The 15,346-nt window shown below is 60.8% G+C and carries 18 protein-coding genes; 8 read left to right on the top strand and 10 right to left on the bottom strand.

The window, feature by feature from the left end:
* The first annotated feature begins 55 nt into the window (after nt 1-55).
* From A0W34_RS26095 to A0W34_RS26075, 5 genes are read left to right on the top strand one after another with little or no spacing between them, the layout of a single operon-like run.
* Complete coding sequence (locus tag A0W34_RS26095) at nt 56-475, top strand: MerR family transcriptional regulator (protein WP_081558520.1); 420 nt, start codon at nt 56-58, stop codon at nt 473-475.
* Between the two features lie 46 nt (nt 476-521).
* The gene (locus A0W34_RS26090) at nt 522-1,898 is read left to right on the top strand and encodes an MFS transporter (RefSeq protein ID WP_081558519.1); all 1,377 of its coding nucleotides are present in this window, start codon (nt 522-524) and stop codon (nt 1,896-1,898) included.
* Nucleotides 1,895-2,914, top strand: coding sequence for an ABC transporter substrate-binding protein (locus A0W34_RS26085; protein WP_081558518.1), 1,020 nt, complete (start codon nt 1,895-1,897; stop codon nt 2,912-2,914). Before A0W34_RS26090 ends, A0W34_RS26085 begins: the two co-directional genes overlap by 4 nt.
* 21 nt (nt 2,915-2,935) lie before the next feature.
* Complete coding sequence (locus A0W34_RS26080) at nt 2,936-3,655, top strand: 2OG-Fe(II) oxygenase (RefSeq protein ID WP_081558517.1); 720 nt, start codon at nt 2,936-2,938, stop codon at nt 3,653-3,655.
* The gene (locus tag A0W34_RS26075) at nt 3,645-3,938 is read left to right on the top strand and encodes an Ada metal-binding domain-containing protein (RefSeq protein ID WP_007729748.1); all 294 of its coding nucleotides are present in this window, start codon (nt 3,645-3,647) and stop codon (nt 3,936-3,938) included. The genes A0W34_RS26080 and A0W34_RS26075 overlap by 11 nt, the downstream gene beginning before the upstream one ends.
* Here A0W34_RS26075 and A0W34_RS26070 read toward each other — a convergent pair.
* The 3 genes from A0W34_RS26070 to A0W34_RS26060 are packed head-to-tail and all read right to left on the bottom strand — an operon-like array spanning nt 3,901 to nt 5,199.
* Nucleotides 3,901-4,329, bottom strand: coding sequence for a VOC family protein (locus A0W34_RS26070; RefSeq protein ID WP_007729747.1), 429 nt, complete (start codon nt 4,327-4,329; stop codon nt 3,901-3,903). The genes A0W34_RS26075 and A0W34_RS26070 overlap by 38 nt on opposite strands.
* A gap of 40 nt (nt 4,330-4,369) precedes the next feature.
* Nucleotides 4,370-4,852: an SRPBCC family protein gene (locus A0W34_RS26065; protein WP_003940319.1), complete on the bottom strand. Its 483-nt coding sequence runs from the start codon at nt 4,850-4,852 to the stop codon at nt 4,370-4,372.
* A 2-nt stretch (nt 4,853-4,854) separates the two neighbouring features.
* A complete protein-coding gene (locus tag A0W34_RS26060; RefSeq protein ID WP_003939956.1) occupies nt 4,855-5,199 on the bottom strand; it encodes an ArsR/SmtB family transcription factor in 345 nt (114 codons plus the stop codon).
* 94 nt (nt 5,200-5,293) lie between these two features.
* On the opposite strand from A0W34_RS26060, the gene A0W34_RS26055 reads away from it, so the two are divergent.
* Nucleotides 5,294-5,950, top strand: coding sequence for an alpha-ketoglutarate-dependent dioxygenase AlkB family protein (locus A0W34_RS26055; RefSeq protein WP_037128920.1), 657 nt, complete (start codon nt 5,294-5,296; stop codon nt 5,948-5,950).
* Nucleotides 5,951-5,955: 5 nt separating this feature from the next.
* Here the strand turns inward: A0W34_RS26055 and A0W34_RS33245 are convergent, their stop codons facing one another.
* From A0W34_RS33245 to A0W34_RS26030, 5 genes are all read right to left on the bottom strand, one after another.
* On the bottom strand, nt 5,956-6,102 hold the full coding sequence (locus tag A0W34_RS33245) for a hypothetical protein (RefSeq protein ID WP_165639009.1): 147 nt from the start codon (nt 6,100-6,102) through the stop codon (nt 5,956-5,958).
* A gap of 183 nt (nt 6,103-6,285) precedes the next feature.
* On the bottom strand, nt 6,286-7,521 hold the full coding sequence (locus tag A0W34_RS26050; protein WP_081558516.1) for a CynX/NimT family MFS transporter: 1,236 nt from the start codon (nt 7,519-7,521) through the stop codon (nt 6,286-6,288).
* A gap of 49 nt (nt 7,522-7,570) precedes the next feature.
* Nucleotides 7,571-8,284 carry a FadR/GntR family transcriptional regulator gene (locus tag A0W34_RS26045; protein WP_081558515.1) on the bottom strand — a complete coding sequence of 238 codons (714 nt, stop codon included), beginning with the start codon at nt 8,282-8,284 and terminating at the stop codon, nt 7,571-7,573.
* A 219-nt stretch (nt 8,285-8,503) separates the two neighbouring features.
* Entirely contained in the window at nt 8,504-9,622 is a 1,119-nt protein-coding gene (locus tag A0W34_RS26040; RefSeq protein WP_081558514.1) for a hypothetical protein, read from the bottom strand.
* A gap of 359 nt (nt 9,623-9,981) precedes the next feature.
* Complete coding sequence (locus A0W34_RS26030; RefSeq protein WP_030536480.1) at nt 9,982-10,824, bottom strand: NAD-dependent epimerase/dehydratase family protein; 843 nt, start codon at nt 10,822-10,824, stop codon at nt 9,982-9,984.
* A gap of 86 nt (nt 10,825-10,910) precedes the next feature.
* Here A0W34_RS26030 and A0W34_RS26025 point away from each other — a divergent pair, with 86 nt between their 5' ends.
* Nucleotides 10,911-11,555: a ScbR family autoregulator-binding transcription factor gene (locus A0W34_RS26025; RefSeq protein ID WP_003940238.1), complete on the top strand. Its 645-nt coding sequence runs from the start codon at nt 10,911-10,913 to the stop codon at nt 11,553-11,555.
* Here the strand turns inward: A0W34_RS26025 and A0W34_RS26020 are convergent.
* Nucleotides 11,503-12,480 (bottom strand): ScbA/BarX family gamma-butyrolactone biosynthesis protein, encoded by a 978-nt coding sequence (locus tag A0W34_RS26020; RefSeq protein ID WP_232329932.1) that lies wholly within the window; start codon nt 12,478-12,480, stop codon nt 11,503-11,505. The two genes, A0W34_RS26025 and A0W34_RS26020, sit on opposite strands and share 53 nt — an antisense overlap.
* Before the next feature lie 168 nt (nt 12,481-12,648).
* On the bottom strand, nt 12,649-13,308 hold the full coding sequence (locus A0W34_RS26015) for a helix-turn-helix transcriptional regulator (RefSeq protein ID WP_047271918.1): 660 nt from the start codon (nt 13,306-13,308) through the stop codon (nt 12,649-12,651).
* Between the two features lie 516 nt (nt 13,309-13,824).
* On the opposite strand from A0W34_RS26015, the gene A0W34_RS26010 reads away from it, so the two are divergent.
* Nucleotides 13,825-15,324 (top strand): flavin-containing monooxygenase, encoded by a 1,500-nt coding sequence (locus A0W34_RS26010; RefSeq protein ID WP_003940522.1) that lies wholly within the window; start codon nt 13,825-13,827, stop codon nt 15,322-15,324.
* Nucleotides 15,325-15,346 lie beyond the last annotated feature (22 nt).

The following is a 15,346-nucleotide window of genomic DNA, read 5'->3' as shown; positions in this document are numbered from 1 at the left end:
GCCAAGTCACACATAACTGCCGGAACCGCCTACGCGTTCAGCCTACGATCGGTGAATGCGTGAGCACTTGATCCCGATCGGCGAGGTTGCAAAATCGTTCGGAATTGCGGCGTCGACCTTGCGTTATTACGAGGACGAAGGACTGCTGTCCGCGCGGTCGCGAACTGGCGGTAAACGCTGGTACGGGCAGCGTGAGCTGCGCCGGCTGGCATTGATCCGGATGTACGCCGAGACGGGAATGTCCTTGGAGCAGGTGCGGTCCTTCATCGAAACCGACACCACGTCCGAGCAGTTCTTCACAGTTCTCGCAGATCAAGTGTCGACGCTCGAGGCACAGATCTCCGCAGCCAACCGAGCGAAACTGATACTCGAGCATCACCTGACGTGTCGGCAAGAGCGTCCGATGCAGTGCCCGTGGTTGCTCGAGCAGCTCGACATTCGTGTCGAAGCGGCGCTTGACTTCAAGTTGACTTGAACCTTCATAGTTAGGGCGCACTTACCGCCCTACCCGGAGGTTGACCATGTCGGCACGACGATGGCTGCCGCTCATCGCCGCATGCATCGGAACTTTCCTGTTACTGACGTACGCCACGATCACAACGATCGCGGTGCCGGCCATCGCAGTCGGTTTGGACGGCAGTACGGGCGCGATGTCATGGGTCGTCGACGCCTACACGCTGGCTCTTGCCGCGCTTCTTGTGGGCATGGGCGCACTCGGCGATGCGTGGGGACGCAAACGCCTCTACATCTGCGGACTGGTCGTGTTCCTGGTTGCAACGGCCGTGTGCGCGATTGCTCCGGACGTCACGGTTCTGGTCGTTGCTCGCGGCGCGCAAGGAATTGCCGGTGCGGCGATGTTCGCGACACTCCTGCCTCTTCTCGGCGACGCATATTCGGGCCGCGATCGGCACGTGGCATTTGCCGCGTGGGGTGCCGTCGCTGGATTGGCGGCGGGAATCGGCAATGTTGCAGGAGGGCTGCTGACGCAGTTCTTCGACTGGCGTGCGGTCTTCTATTCCGGAATCCCCGTGGCCGCAGTGGCGCTCGCAATGGCTGTGTTCTGTTTCGCCGACAGTGAGCGCGGCGACGACAACATCGACTGGGCCGGAATCGTTTTGTTCACCCTCGCTGCCGTTGCCGCGGTTCTCGGCGTGACGTGGGGCGGCGACATCGGGTGGGCTTCGTCGTCGACAGCTCTTGCCTTCCTGATCGCAATCGGTGCGCTGACGGCGTTTGTGTTCTGGCAGCGTCGAGGCAGCAGTCCGATGCTCGATCCGGCATTGTTCCGATCCCTGAAATTCGACGGCGTCCTCGTCGCTGCTTTCGGGTACTACCTCGCGGCCTACGGCCCGCTCGTAGTCCTTTCACTGTGGCTGCAGAACGGGCTGGAACTGTCGGCATCGGCGGCCGCACTCGTGCTCTCGATTCAACCGCTCGCTTTTGTCTTCGTATCGGCCTTGTGTGGATCACGGCTTCAGCGCGTCGACCTTCGACTGTCGCTCGGATTCGGGACGATCCTTTGCGGAATCGGTTGCGTGGCCATGCTGTACGTTCTCGCCGAGCCGGTCTGGCCCGCACTGATCGCCGGGCTGATTCTGACCGGTGTCGGTTCGGCGATGGTGTCGCCGGTGCTGCCGGGTGCCGCGATGTCGGACGCCCCGGCAGAGCGCGCCGGGACGGCTTCGGCAACAGCCAACTCGTCTCGTCAACTCGGGCTTGCCGTCGGAATTGCGTTGTGCGGCTCGCTCTTCGTCGGTCCGGACGAGTTCGCCTTGCTGTGGCCGTTGGTCTTCTGTGCCGGCGTCGGAATGCTCACGGGTTTGGTGTCGATCCTTCTCTTTTCTCGTTCGTCAACTCCTGCAACAGTTCAACCAATCGCCGAAAGGGCACACACATGACCACGCTGTTCACTCCACGACCGCACCGGCGTATCGAGATGGACTGGAATCGCCGCAGGTTCCTCGGCGCTGCAGCAGGATTGGCTGCTGCGCTGGCAGCGGCCGGTTGCTCGCGTTCGGACGCAGACGCCGGGGGCGAAGGCGATGCAGGCTGGTCCTTCACCGATGATCGCGGCAATCTGATCGAATTGGATTCACCACCAAGGAGATTTGTCACCTACACCGGTATCGCGGGTGCTCTGTGGGATTACGGACTGGTGCCTGTCGGAGTTTTCGGGGCACTGACACGATCGCCGGGATCAAGGGACACCAGCATCTCCGGCAATTTGGATTTCTCGAAGACCGACATGGTCGGGCAGCTCTGGGGACAAGTGGAACTCGAGAAGATCGCTGCGCTGGAGCCGGACGTCGTCATAGTCCCTCAGCTGCGTGGTTCGGCACTACTCGACGAGGCGAACTTGGATGCGGTGAAAGGCTTGTCGACAGTACTGTTCGTGGAAACGGCAGCAGGAACCATCGACCGAGCCGTGCAAGAGATCGTGGAACTGGCCGTGGAACTCGGGGCGGACCAGGATATGGAGGCTCAGCGAAAAGACTACGACGCTGCGCGTGCACGGATCTCCGAAGTTGCTTCTTCGCTGAATAATTCACAGGTTTTGTTCGCGTCCGCAGATCCGGACACGATTCGTGTCAGTCGTTCGGGCTTCCCGATCCTTGCAGATCTGGCGGGATTGGGCCTTGCCGTCGTCGATCCGGCCGCGGGATCGTCGGTCTACGTCGAGAAACTGGCTTGGGAGATGGCGGACCACTATCCGGCCGACATGATCTTCCTCGACGATCGCCCGTCCAGTTTGCAACTGGATACGCTCGGCGCCAATCCTGCGTGGTCCAACTTGTCCGCGGTGAAGGCGGGGAAGATCGGCACCTGGAATCCGGAACCCGTGCTCAGTTATGCCGGGATCGCCCGTACGTACAACGATCTGGCTGACCAGCTGCTGGCATTCTCACATTCCTGACCGCCGCGTCGTCTACGACGTATGGACCTCTTCACCGATCTGTCTGCTCGAGTTGAATCTCTCGATTGGCCTGCGCTGATCGAGGGAATCGACTCCAGTGGGTGTGCCCAGACGACGCCGATACTCGACGAGTCGGAATGTCGCGAAATTGCTTCCTGGTACTCGGAGGTCGACCGGTTCCGGAGCACCGTCGACATGGCTCGATACCGTTTCGGCCAAGGGGAGTACCGGTACTTCGGTGATCCCGTACCGGAGCCGATCACGGCTATGCGATCCGCCTTCTACCGACACCTCCTGCCCGTGGCGCGGGAGTGGGCGTTCAAGCTGGGCGAGGGTGCACCGTGGCCGGATTCTTTCGAAGAATGGATCGATCAGTGTCACGACGCCGGTCAGAATCGCCCTACCCCGATCCTTCTGTCCTACGGACCTGGTGACTGGAATGCATTGCATCGGGACTTGTACGGAGAGTTGGTGTTTCCCTTGCAAGTCGTGATGGGGCTCGACAGACCTCGCATCGACCACGTCGGCGGCGAGTTCTTGCTCGTGGAACAGCGGCCGCGCGCCCAGTCGAAAGGGACGGTGACAGTTCTCGAGCAAGGTCACGCTTTGATCTTCACCACGCGGGATCGACCGGTGCAGAGTTCTCGTGGGTGGTCGAGAGCCCCTGTGCGACATGGTGTCAGCGTGGTGCACTCGGGTACGCGTCGAACATTGGGATTGGTGCTTCACGATGCCGAGTAAGACGTACATTCTCCGCGACGCTCGCAACAAACCCTACGAGAGTTCGACGCCCGGTGTGCTTGGCGGGCACCGGAAAACGAAGATCTACGGGCGACTCGACTGTCGAGGGGCCGCGCAGGCAATCGCGCGTGGCGGGTATGTCGCCAGTCGGGTGTTCTTCGCGGACGAGCCGACCGCGATTGCGGCCGGCTATCGCCCCTGTGCCGTCTGCATGCCCGAAGGTTACGCAGCCTGGAAGGCAGTTGCTACGCGCCGAAGCGGTCGCGGTACTCCTTCGGAATGAGCGGCTTGTCGCCGCGGACCTTCAGCTGCTGGACAGCCCAGGTATTGCCGTCCGGGTCGGCGAATCCGAAGAAGGTGCCCCCGTCACGCTCGTCGAAGACGGTGACCTCACTGGCATCGACGCCGCGGCCGATGAGCTCTTGGCGAGCCGCTGCAGCGTCGGCCACGACCAACTGCAATCCCTTCAACGAACCAGGGGTCATCTCGGTCTGCGACGGCAGGTTCCCGATGACGATCGAGCAGCCCGAACCACGCGGAGTGAGCTGGGCGACCGTCATGTGTTCGTTGACGGTGTGGTGGTCGAGATCGAAACCGACCTTGTCACGGTAGAACTCGATGGAGCGGTCGAGGTCACTGACGGGAACGATGACTACTTCGAGGGTCCAGTCCATGAAACTGCCTTTCGCTGAGGAGGTTCGGGCAAACAGGTGGTCAGAGTTGCGCGACGATCTTGTCCAGGCGTTCGTAACCTTCGGTGACGCCGAGCTCCATATTGCTCTCGATCATTCCGTCTCGCGCTTCGAGGCTCGGATATACGGAATGGCCGGAGAGGCGGGTGCGTCCGTTGCCCAGATCCTCGAACGTGATCGATTCGATGCTGACGACGTCGGGAAATCCCTCGTATTCGAAGGTCTGGATGGCAAAGTCGTTCTCGCGAACGACGTGAAATACACCGTTGAACCGGAACTCTTCGCCCTCGGGGTTGCGATGGACGTACTTGTATCGACCGCCGCTCACGAACTCGTATTCGTCGATCTCCATCTCGTATCCGTTGGGGCCGAGCCACTGCTTGACCAGATCGGGATTCGAATGAGCTGCGAAGACGGCACTGACGGGTGCGTCGAATTCGCGGGTGATGTCGATGTACGGCACGCCCTCAGGAGCCGTGATGGTGACGGGATTGGTGGTAGCCATGGCTAAGTCTCCTTCTGTGTGGTGCTGAGTAGGTGATCGAGCTTGCGGAACTGTTGTTCGTGGATCAGTCGATAGCGGTCGATCCAGGCGGTCAAAGCCTCGAGAGTTGCGGCGTTGAGATGTACCGGCCGCCTCTGGGCTTCGCGGCTGCGAGTGACCAAACCCGCGGCTTCGAGTACCTGAATATGTTTGGAGATGGCCTGTTTCGTGATCTCGAACGGCTCGGCCAACTCGTTGACCGTTTGGGGGCCGGTGCTCAGGCGGGCGATGATCCGCCGTCGTACCGGGTCGGCAAGCGCCATGAACGCTTTGTCGAGACGCTCGTCCGCCCCTGGATCCACGATCACTTGTCAACCATCTCCTTTATCAACCAACCTGTTGATTACGATACGAGCCCATGCCGAGGGTGTCAATGCTTCGAAACCGATTAGCGTGGAAACCATGAACGCTCTGATTCCTCGGCCACGATTGGAAGTGGCGCCGGGGGCGATCCTCGTTCCGGATTGGCTCAGCGTCGAACAGCAACGCTTCTTGGTGGCCGAGTGCCGACGGTGGGCGACCGCACCCGTACCGATGCGCTCCGCTGTTGTCCCTGGTGGGCACAAGATGTCGGTGCAAACAGTCTGTCTCGGTTGGCATTGGCAGCCGTACAAGTACACGCGCACCGCCGACGACGTGAACGGTGCGCCTGTCGCAGCGGTGCCTGACTGGCTCGTCGACCTCGGCCGGGCCGCAGTTGCCGCTGCCTATGATGATCCGACTGCGGGGGAGCGGTACACGCCGGACACCGCGCTGATCAATTTCTACGACGAGGGCGCTCGGATGGGCATGCACCAGGACAAGGACGAGCGCTGCGACGCTCCCGTCGTCTCACTGAGTGTCGGGCAGAGTTGTGTCTTTCGATTCGGGAATTCCGAGAACCGGAACAAGCCGTACACCGATGTCGAACTCCATTCGGGTGATCTCTTCGTCTTCGGTGGAGAGTCTCGGTTCGCATATCACGGAGTGCCGAAAGTTATTGCGGGAAGTGCAAGTCCCGACATAGGTCTGCCGTCCGGGCGGCTGAACATCACCCTGCGGGATACCGGAATGTCGTGACTGTCTCACCCCTGCTGTGTCACTGGTGCAGCAGGGTCGAAGTCTGCGCTCGAAGGTCCGTCCCCGACCATCTCGATCAACTCGGTCGACGGTGGAGTTGGCAGCGTGCGCCAGCGCTCTCGTTCGAGGTTGTGGGGTTGTGTCTCGTTCATGCCCTCATTATCGACTTTCGGCTCCGATCCACCAGTCGGGGATGGGCCGGGTGCAATTCGGTAGGCCGTTGAGCGCCCCGCTGTCTCGTCGACATCCTCGGACCTCAGCACGTCGACGACAGTTCGGGTCGCGGCACGGGTCTGGCGAGGTTGGTGGGTGGATTCGAGGCGACCGTGGTTCGCTTATCCCAGTGTCTTGTTGCGGCCGGCGCGGGAGCCGAAGACGAGTTGCACGGCCAGCAGCACCAGCAACGCGATCAGAGGAGTCGTCCAGGAATCGACGGCGTCGTGCAGTGCACCGAAAACGAGGGGACCGGTGGCGGCCAGAAGGTATCCGACGGACTGTGCCATACCCGAGAGTGCCGCTGCTTGACCGTGATTGACAGTGCGTATTGCGAAGAAGGACAAGGCAATGACAATCGATCCGCCGATGCCGATGCCGAGGAATGCATTCCACAGCAGGGCCCAGGAGGGGAGGAGGAGTTGGCCGAGAACTGCCACTGCGGCGACCGACACCAGCCCGAGGACGGCTCCTCTCTGATCCTTGGGCAGTTTGTGCAGGAGCACTGCTGTGAGGAGGCTGCCGATGATCGAGAATATTTGCATGATGCCTTGATGCAGTCCGGCGGTAGCCGCGGTAGTGCCGTGTGATTCTTCAATGGTGGGCCACCATGTCAGAACGGTGTAGAAGAAGAGAGATTGGACGCCCATGAATATTGTGATCTGCCACCCGAGTGCTGAGAGCCATGGGGAGCGATGGCCGCCTGGATGGGGATCCAAAGCCGCAGCGTGATCGTGTTTCGGAAGCGTGCGTCGGCGAAGTTGGGGAAGGAACACCCCAAATCCTATGAGAGCCATAGCGGCCCAGATTCCGAATGCGATCCGCCAACCGTGATCGGTGAGACCGGCGATCGGCACGGCAAGTCCGGATGCGGTTGCGGCGACGGCTGCAGAGACCGCCGAGAAGATGCCGGTCAAACGGCCGGCTTCGGTCGGGAAGTCTCGTTTGAGGAGCGCCGGCAGTAGAACGTTCATTGTTGCGATGGACATGCCGAGCGATACGGTACCGATCCACAGCGCAGGCATCCACGGAACAGAGCGGATCACGATCGCTAAGGCGAGCATGCCGAGTGCTGCTGCGAGTGTCCGTTCCATTCCCCACCGAGCTGCGATGACCGGGGCAACGGGGGAGAACACTGCGAAGCACAGCAGTGGAAGGCTGATCAGCGCTGATGCTGTTGTCGACGAGATATCGAGATCGGTGCGTACTTCACCGAGTAGCGGGCCGACGACTGTGATTGAGGCTCGAAGATTGGCTGCGATGAGAAGAATGCCAGCGATAACGAGTCCTCGGCGCATTATCGGTATCGCGCTCGGGGCAGACGCCACGTTTTCGGTGTCGGAGATGACGTTAGCCATAGGTGTGCCCTTCTGAGATTGTCTGTGCGCTGAACCTCTTGTGTGTCAGCTACTTCGGCATGTTTTGCAGAAAGAGGGATCGGCTGTGGTCCATCAGTCGGACCACTGCGGCGGCTGCGCCGTCCGGATCGCGGTCACGGATGGCCGCAAGCAGCTGCCGGTGTGGGTCGTCGTCGGTCCAAGGCCCGATGAATAGCTGTCGAGTCTCCTTGTCGGACTTACCTTGTGGGATGCTCATGGTGTCAGAGCGATCGAGACTGCGGTAGATGTCCGCTATCAGTTGGTTCCCGCTCGCTGCGAACATCTCCAGGTGGAAGTCGAGGTCGTACTCGACGGATTTGGCGACGTCGGGCTCAGCGTCTCGGCGATCCAAAGCCCGAGTCATGCGGTCGATGTCTTCGGGCAGGGCTCGTTCGGCAGCGAGTCGGGCGGCGTAGAGCTCCAAAGCTTCACGGGCTTCGAAGATTTCGAGCACGTTCTCCGCCGCTGCACGTCTTTGAAGTGCAATTTCGAGTTCTGAGCTCGCGCAGACGTAGGTTCCGTCTCCCGGGCGTGCTTCGAGGAGGCCGGCATGGACGAGGCCGCGAATGGCCTCCCGGACTGTATTGCGGCTCGCGCCGGTCATTTCGACAAGTTGATGCTCGCCGGGGATCTTCTCCCCTAATTCCCAGTTGCCAGAAGTGATCTGGGACCGCAGTTGTTCCGCGATCTGCACTGAAAGTGCGATGTTGCGTGCGGTGGGTGCGATACGGGAATCCGGCATGAGTCAAATGTAGGACATTTGGCGATTTGTGGATAGGTTTACCTTTGTGATCTAGGGCACTCGGGTTCGGATCGGCCTGGGCGGGGTACCGCCCTTCCGCATGTCTGCGTGCACGTGAGTGCTCCTGCCGACCGCGCACGGGGTAGTTGACTCGACTCGGAGGGTAACTGCGATCGATTCCTCACGGAAGCTCATGCCTAGCAGACCCTCACGTGCGGGTCATTGCTGCGATTCCAGCGTCCATGCGGGCTGGTCGGTCACTTCCGGGCCGTCGTGCAGCACCCAAGCACACGGCTCGGAAATGTAGGTGGCAGCATCGGTGAACCAGTATGTTTCGTCGGGTGCCCAGCCCGCGATGACGCTCGCCGTCTCGGTATCGACCTCGATCGCGGTTCCTGCTGCCGCGAGGTATCCCGTCACGGTAAGGTGCACTCCCTCAAATCTTTCCGCGACCTGCACCCAGTCGGGGATGACCCACCTGCCTGATCGGCCGGTAGTCCGATACCAAACCTGCCGCGTTTCTGCGGTGACCTCGAGCGGGAACCGTCTGCACAGCTCCGACCAGGCTTGCGCGCTGTCGATCTCGTAGATGCGTGCGCCAGTCGGTGGCCGCAATGCTCGGACGACGACCCGTTCCCATCCCATGCTGTCTTCGACGAACCACAAGCCCGCCGGAGTCCCGTCGAACAGCGCCCTCGTCGAACCCTGAGTGGGTGGATTCGACCACCAATAACCTGACCAGTTCGCCGCGGGGTCCACCGGGCGGTCACGTTCAGCTCTCGCTTCCGATTCCAGGGTGCTCGTGCGCCACTCGCTGAGGAGTTGTTGCGCAGCAGGCACTTCGTCTGTGTCCGGAGATTCCTCACCTCTGCTCAGAATCGACCATTGGTCGGATGAGGCGAGCGAGGTTGACCACCACCGCGCGCATTCGGAGCCGGCGATGTGCTCGGCGACGCGTCGAAGCTCATCTCGCATAGCTTCGGTGGCGACGAGGACGTCTTCTCCGTCGGGATCCTGCCAGTAACGCGCCGCATCGACCGCTTCTGCGAGGGCGGAGCGTAGATCGACGGCGGTGACGTCGGGGAGCGATATTTCCGTGAGGCTGCGCGCCACGCCCTCCGCGGTGACTATGGTCTGCCGGGCCTCTTCGGCGCCCGGGCCGAACAACACTCGGGAGGTTCCTTGTCCGACGTCGAGGTGATACGCCGCCCCTTGAGCGTTGATGCGGAACATGTCGTCGCCTGGCTCGGGACGCAGGGCGCGTTCGGCGTCGATCGCATACGCGAGCAGCTTCCGGCGTCCGCGCGGGCCCGACAGCAAAATATCCGCAGTGAGCATCTGTTCTCCCGTTTTCTGGTTCAGATGACGGTAGCCGAGGTCAGCGAGATGGAGAGCCTTCTCCCGTGATGTCAGAGCTCCTGGCCCTTTAGTCGCGCACGACTTAGATCGTCACAAACTGCATTCGGCGGCGAAGGCGGACGGAAGGGAGCCCCAGGCTGCTGCCAGTCGCGTGAACGCCGCTTCTTTGGTGTGCGCGATCACTGCCGTCTTTGTGCAGCCGTGGTTTTCGTCGATCAGAGCTCTCTGTTCGCCTGTAGTGACTGCGAAATAGGTCGTATTGATTGCTGAGGCTGAACAATAGGGAGGGCTGAAAAGGTTGGGAGACAGGTATTTTGGCGAGAGTGATCCGTGTGCCATCAGTACAGTCTCGACCGGAACCAGTGATCGAGGCTGATCATGTCGATCTGGTGCATGTCGAGACTCAGCTGGGCAGCAGCTTTCACCGCGTCGGCGCGGGGGATAGAGTTCTGGGGCAGAGTCCAGTTGGTCTCCCGTGCATGTTGCTCGAGAAGGTCGATGACTGTCCGCGGGACAGGCTCGTTGACGTGAAGTGTTGAGCCGTAGCGAAATTGCTGTTCTATCGACAACTCGTAGATGGATCGGGCGAGTAGGTCTACGTCGACTACCGACAGGACAGCGCTACCGCCGTCGATGATCGAGTCGAGGCGAGAGACAATTCGCGTCAGTGTCGGAAGAAACCATCTGTCGCCGGGTCCGTACACGAGATGCGGCCGGACGACCAGGCCTCCGGCGTCGCGCACGAACTTCTCGGCGAGAGCGCGCGTGCGACTGGCAGGTGAGAAGGGGCTGAGAGGTGCGCCGTTGACCGGCAAGTCTCGAAACGGTCCCGGCCCGTACACGGCCGCGGTACTGACGTAGAGCAAGCGTTCGACGCCGACGTCGGCGGCCATCGACGCAACGTTCTGTACGCCGTGTTGGTTGACGTGAACGCACTGTTGTTCGTCGTCGCCCACGTACGACACGCAACAGATGACGGTCGACGCCTGACTCATTGCAAGTCGTAGAGAAGCACTTTCGTTGATGTCGCCGATCACGGTGGCGATTCCTTCACGGCCGAACTGTTTGGCTGCGGTGGCCGTGCGAACGAAACCGATTGCAGCGTTTCCGTCGCGGGAAACCAGCTGTTTCATCACTGCGGAGCCGATGAAACCAGTGGCCCCGAGTACCAGAGTCGTCACGGTGTGTCCGTGTCGAGAGCGTTGCTGCGAGCTCTTTCGACGTATCGTTGAGATTCATTCCGTCGGCAACGAGAGCTGGGTAGATCATGCAGGAGCGTGCTGTCCTGACGCGCCAGGCCGTCATTTTGGGTGCTGCGAAGAGCTTCGAGAAGTTCGGGTACTCCGCCAGTTTGGGCACGATCTTGCAGCACGGGGGTGTGTCGAAGGGGGCGATGTATTTTCATTTCGCGTCCAAGGAGGAGCTTGCGCACGCGGTCATCGCAGCGCAGCACGGTATGGCGATGGAGGGTACCCGGCGGGTTGCTGCGCACTCCGACATCGCGGTCGAAACCCTGGTGCTCGTTTCGCAGGAGATGGCTCGGCAGCTTGTGACCGAGCCCATCGCGCGAGGTGGCATGCGGTTGACGATGGAGATCGGCAGTATTCAAGGCCCCATCGAACAGCCGTACCTCGATTGGATCGAGGCTATCAAGCAGGTGGCAACCCAAGCGGCCGAAGCCGGCGATATCGTCCCGGGCACCGATATAGACGCGTTGGCTCGATTTGTGGTGGGGTCGTTCACCGGAGTGCAGATTCTCTCGGAAATGCTGACGGGCAGAACCGATCTGTACGAGCGGTTGAGTCAGATGTGGAACCTGGTGCTGCCAACGATCGTCCGCGAGGACAAGTTGGCGCACGTCATGCAACTGGCGGCGCTTGCACCGAGAGAGTGGGAAGCACCGAGCGCTTGACGTGGTAGACGCGACGAGAAGAACGTGTTCGTTCCCTCTCATGATTGGTCCGCAACTGTAATTTCGAGTTCCGCGGTGGTTCCAGTTCTTGAGTGAACCGAACTCGGTGCACATGGCCCGACGCGTCAAGGGGGATCGTTGACACCTCGCACGGCGTTTCCCATTCAGTGAACCTCGGAAAGACCGCCGAGAGTGAGGCGATCTTTGTTGCTGGGTTGCCGATGTGAAATCGGAGCGCTTGTCGGGCGGCCTCGAAAAGTATCATTCCTGGGATGTGGTCGACGGGGTGGTCGAAAAGGGAGTGGTTGCGTGGATCGGGAGCGCAGAACATCGCGTGCCGAGCAGGATCCGTGCTGATGAGCACATCTCCATCGGTTAGGCGTCCGACTCGCTCCGATCCGACCACCGCGGCTCCGGAAGGAAGGATGCGCCGGCTCGGGCGGTGGTCTTCTCGTCCTTGCCGAATTCGACGGTATCCCTCGGGGCTGACTCCTCGCGCAACAGCGTTGCATCTGGCGACGTGCCGGTTGCCCTCGCTGAGGATCCCCGACACTTCGACCCCCGAAACCGCTCCGTCGCGATGAGTGAGGTTGTCCACTGTCATCGAGAAACTCAACGGCTCCGCGACTGATTGCACGTCGAGCGCGTCCAGCATCTCGAAGCTGAACGTTTCCATGAGGAACTTGTAGTGCAGTGGAATCTCGTATCGGGTGTGGCACAGAAGCACCACTGCCTGTCGAAATGCTTCTGCCACCCCGAGCGGATCGTGTTGCTCGCTCGATACGTCGAATATCCGGTGCGAGACCGGGAGTTGCACAGCAACCTGGTACGCCGAGTCCGATTCGATCCGGTAGTCCGTCAAGAAAACCTCGGCAACAGCATGTCTGTGGACAAGATGCCGCGGCACTGTGCGTGTGTATTCCATTGATTGAATGCACCTTTCGATGTTCACTCGTGTCTTCGGTGTCGTGTAGGACCTAATATTCGACGTCCGGGCGCGTCATCGAATCGTCAAAATTGACGATCTTTTCGAAGGTCGAGTTCGATCAGGGGCGGCACCCCATCTCGGCGAGTGTGTCTGGGGCACTTCCTGCTAGAAGCGTCCGATCCGAAGTTCCAGTGGGTGTCTGCGTGCGTCGTGACCAGAGCGGCGGAGCATTGCGCATGCCTCCAGCTGGGAATGCACCCCCAGTTTTTGCAGGATGCTTCGGATGTGGGCGCGAACCGTGGTCGGTGCGATGTGGGCGGTTCGAGCAATCGAGTCGACATTCGAGCCTCCGTAGAGAAGGCCCACGATCTCGAACTCGCGATCGGTGAGACTGCTGATTCGTGCGAATTCTTCGGTGCGCAACCGGATGCGTTGTACGAGCGAGGACTTGTCGTGTGCAGACCGAGCGGAGTTGGGGTTGATCGCGGCCTGCAGCTCATCGAGCAGGGATGTGAATGGCAGTTGAGAGTTGAGCACGGCGTGGGCGCCCGCTGCGAGCCCCCGAATCATGGAGTTGCCGCTACTGAGATCGCCGACCAGGACCGATCCCTCGAGCGCGGAGAGCTCCTTCACCTGCCAATCGACGCCCCCGAGTGGTAGGAGAACGAGCGCTCTACCGTGATCGCTGGTGTGATGCCTTAACAGGCTCATGTCTGCGGTTTGTGGCTCGGAATAAGCCCTGGCGCTGATTCCGGCAGCGATTGCATTGGCGAACCCTCGATTGCTATGAGTGGTGTACACGGTGACTGTGCTGGAGAGTGTCATAGCGACTACATCTCCGGTGGAGGTCCGCTCCGCCCGCTCTCTTCGCTGCGAAACCAAAACCGTTGCTTTCAGCGTGGTTTCGTCAGCAGGTTAGCTATCGCAGTGACCTTTCCGCTGATGCGCACGAAGGTTACGGCGATATCGCAGTTGCCCGTCTTCCCATGGAAACTCGCGCGTTCGACACCTGATCGTGGACCTTCGAATTATGCTGGGGCGCTGAATATTTGGGCGATGAGTATCCCGTGTAGACGAGTCATTGGGCGTTCCGTCGACGACGTGAACAACTCTCCGGTGTCTCGAGGCATTCAGGCGTCTCGATCGAGTTCCGCGAGGCCGGTGCGTCGCACCTCAATGTTCCGTACGCGGCCGGGTCGAGATATTGACTGTTACCGTCAGTTGCACATACCCTGTTCATTGGCGCTGACCTTAGGGAACCCGGCCTGAACCGGCCGATCGTTCTCGGTCACTGCCGACGCCAGAAGTAGCTTCGCGACGACCGACGAAACGAGTTTCCTCATGACACAGCATGTCGACGTACTGATCATCGGCGCTGGCTTGTCCGGAATCGGCGCGGCTTGCCACCTCATTCGTGAGCAGACCGGAAGCACTTACGCGATCCTCGAACGCCGCGAGAACATCGGTGGCACCTGGGACCTGTTCAAGTATCCCGGCATCCGTTCGGATTCCGACATGCTCACCTTCGGATTCGGTTTCCGTCCGTGGATCGGAACCAAAGTGCTCGCAGACGGCGCCAGTATCCGTGACTACGTCGAGGAAACCGCCAAGGAATACGGCGTCACCGACCACATCAACTTCGGCCGCAAGGTCGTGGCAATGGACTTCGATCGCGCGACTGCACAGTGGTCCGTGACCGTCCTGGTCGAGGCGACGGGGGAGACCGAGACGTGGACCGCGAACGTCCTCGTCGGCGCCTGTGGTTACTACAACTACGACAAGGGATACCGCCCCGCCTTCCCCGGTGAGGACGACTTCCGCGGTCAGATCGTGCACCCGCAGCACTGGCCGGAGGATCTCGATTACACCGGAAAGAAGGTAGTGGTCATCGGTTCCGGTGCCACCGCGATCACCCTGATCCCGTCGATGGCACCCACCGCCGGTCACGTCACCATGCTGCAGCGCTCGCCCACGTGGATCCAGGCGCTGCCGTCCGAGGACCCTGTTGCCAAGGGTCTCAAGCTTGCGCGCGTTCCCGACCAGATCGCTTACAAGATCGGTCGAGCCCGCAATATCGCACTGCAACGCGCCAGCTTTCAGCTCTCACGCACCAATCCGAAGCTGGCGAAGAAGCTGTTCCTCACCCAGATCCGCTTGCAACTCGGCAAGAACGTGGACCTGCGTCACTTCACCCCCAACTACAACCCGTGGGATCAGCGCCTGTGCGTGGTTCCCAACGGGGACCTGTTCAAGGTGCTCAAGAGTGGCAAGGCCGACATCGTCACCGACCGTATCGCCACGTTCACCGAGAAGGGCATCGTGACCGAGTCGGGCCGCGAAATCGAGGCCGACGTCATCGTCACGGCGACCGGCTTGAACGTACAGATCCTGGGCGGGGCGACCATGAGCATCGACGGCGAGCCCGTCAAGCTCAACGAGACGGTCGCCTACAAGAGCGTGCTCTACTCCGACATCCCGAACTTCCTGATGATCCTCGGCTACACCAACGCATCCTGGACGCTCAAGGCCGACCTGGCCGCGTCCTATCTGTGTCGCGTACTCAAGATCATGCGTAAGCGCGACTACACGACTTTCGAGGTTCACGCCGAACCTGAGGACTTCGCCGAAGAATCTCTCATGGGCGGAGCCCTGACCTCGGGCTACATCCAGCGCGGCGACGGAGAGATGCCGCGTCAGGGTGCCCGCGGTGCGTGGAAAGTGGTCAACAATTACTACCGCGACCGCAAGCTGATGCACGACGCCGAGATCGAAGACGGTGTGCTGCAGTTCAGCAAGGTCGATATTGCTGTCGTGCCTGATAGCAAGGTCGCCAGCGCATAGTCGGCTCCACCGGGGGATGGAC

Source organism: Rhodococcus sp. BH4, assembly GCF_002079265.1.
Lineage (GTDB): Bacteria > Actinomycetota > Actinomycetes > Mycobacteriales > Mycobacteriaceae > Rhodococcus_F > Rhodococcus_F qingshengii.
Note: the sequence above shows the minus strand (reverse complement) of the source record. Positions and strands in the feature narration are given on the sequence as shown.

Bases quoted from the DNA above. Each gene is read 5' to 3' on its own strand.
- A0W34_RS33245 (WP_165639009.1), bottom strand. From the start codon at position 6,102: ATGAACGAGACACAACCCCACAACCTCGAACGAGAGCGCTGGCGCACG.
- A0W34_RS26015 (WP_047271918.1), bottom strand. From the start codon at position 13,308: ATGACACTCTCCAGCACAGTCACCGTGTACACCACTCATAGCAATCGA.
- A0W34_RS26055 (WP_037128920.1), top strand. From the start codon at position 5,294: ATGAACGCTCTGATTCCTCGGCCACGATTGGAAGTGGCGCCGGGGGCG.
- A0W34_RS26020 (WP_232329932.1), bottom strand. From the start codon at position 12,480: ATGGAATACACACGCACAGTGCCGCGGCATCTTGTCCACAGACATGCT.
- A0W34_RS26065 (WP_003940319.1), bottom strand. From the start codon at position 4,852: ATGGCTACCACCAATCCCGTCACCATCACGGCTCCTGAGGGCGTGCCG.
- A0W34_RS26075 (WP_007729748.1), top strand. From the start codon at position 3,645: ATGCCGAGTAAGACGTACATTCTCCGCGACGCTCGCAACAAACCCTAC.
- A0W34_RS26040 (WP_081558514.1), bottom strand. From the start codon at position 9,622: ATGCTCACTGCGGATATTTTGCTGTCGGGCCCGCGCGGACGCCGGAAG.
- A0W34_RS26070 (WP_007729747.1), bottom strand. From the start codon at position 4,329: ATGGACTGGACCCTCGAAGTAGTCATCGTTCCCGTCAGTGACCTCGAC.
- A0W34_RS26080 (WP_081558517.1), top strand. From the start codon at position 2,936: ATGGACCTCTTCACCGATCTGTCTGCTCGAGTTGAATCTCTCGATTGG.
- A0W34_RS26010 (WP_003940522.1), top strand. From the start codon at position 13,825: ATGACACAGCATGTCGACGTACTGATCATCGGCGCTGGCTTGTCCGGA.
- A0W34_RS26025 (WP_003940238.1), top strand. From the start codon at position 10,911: ATGCAGGAGCGTGCTGTCCTGACGCGCCAGGCCGTCATTTTGGGTGCT.
- A0W34_RS26050 (WP_081558516.1), bottom strand. From the start codon at position 7,521: ATGGCTAACGTCATCTCCGACACCGAAAACGTGGCGTCTGCCCCGAGC.
- A0W34_RS26045 (WP_081558515.1), bottom strand. From the start codon at position 8,284: ATGCCGGATTCCCGTATCGCACCCACCGCACGCAACATCGCACTTTCA.
- A0W34_RS26085 (WP_081558518.1), top strand. From the start codon at position 1,895: ATGACCACGCTGTTCACTCCACGACCGCACCGGCGTATCGAGATGGAC.
- A0W34_RS26095 (WP_081558520.1), top strand. From the start codon at position 56: ATGCGTGAGCACTTGATCCCGATCGGCGAGGTTGCAAAATCGTTCGGA.
- A0W34_RS26090 (WP_081558519.1), top strand. From the start codon at position 522: ATGTCGGCACGACGATGGCTGCCGCTCATCGCCGCATGCATCGGAACT.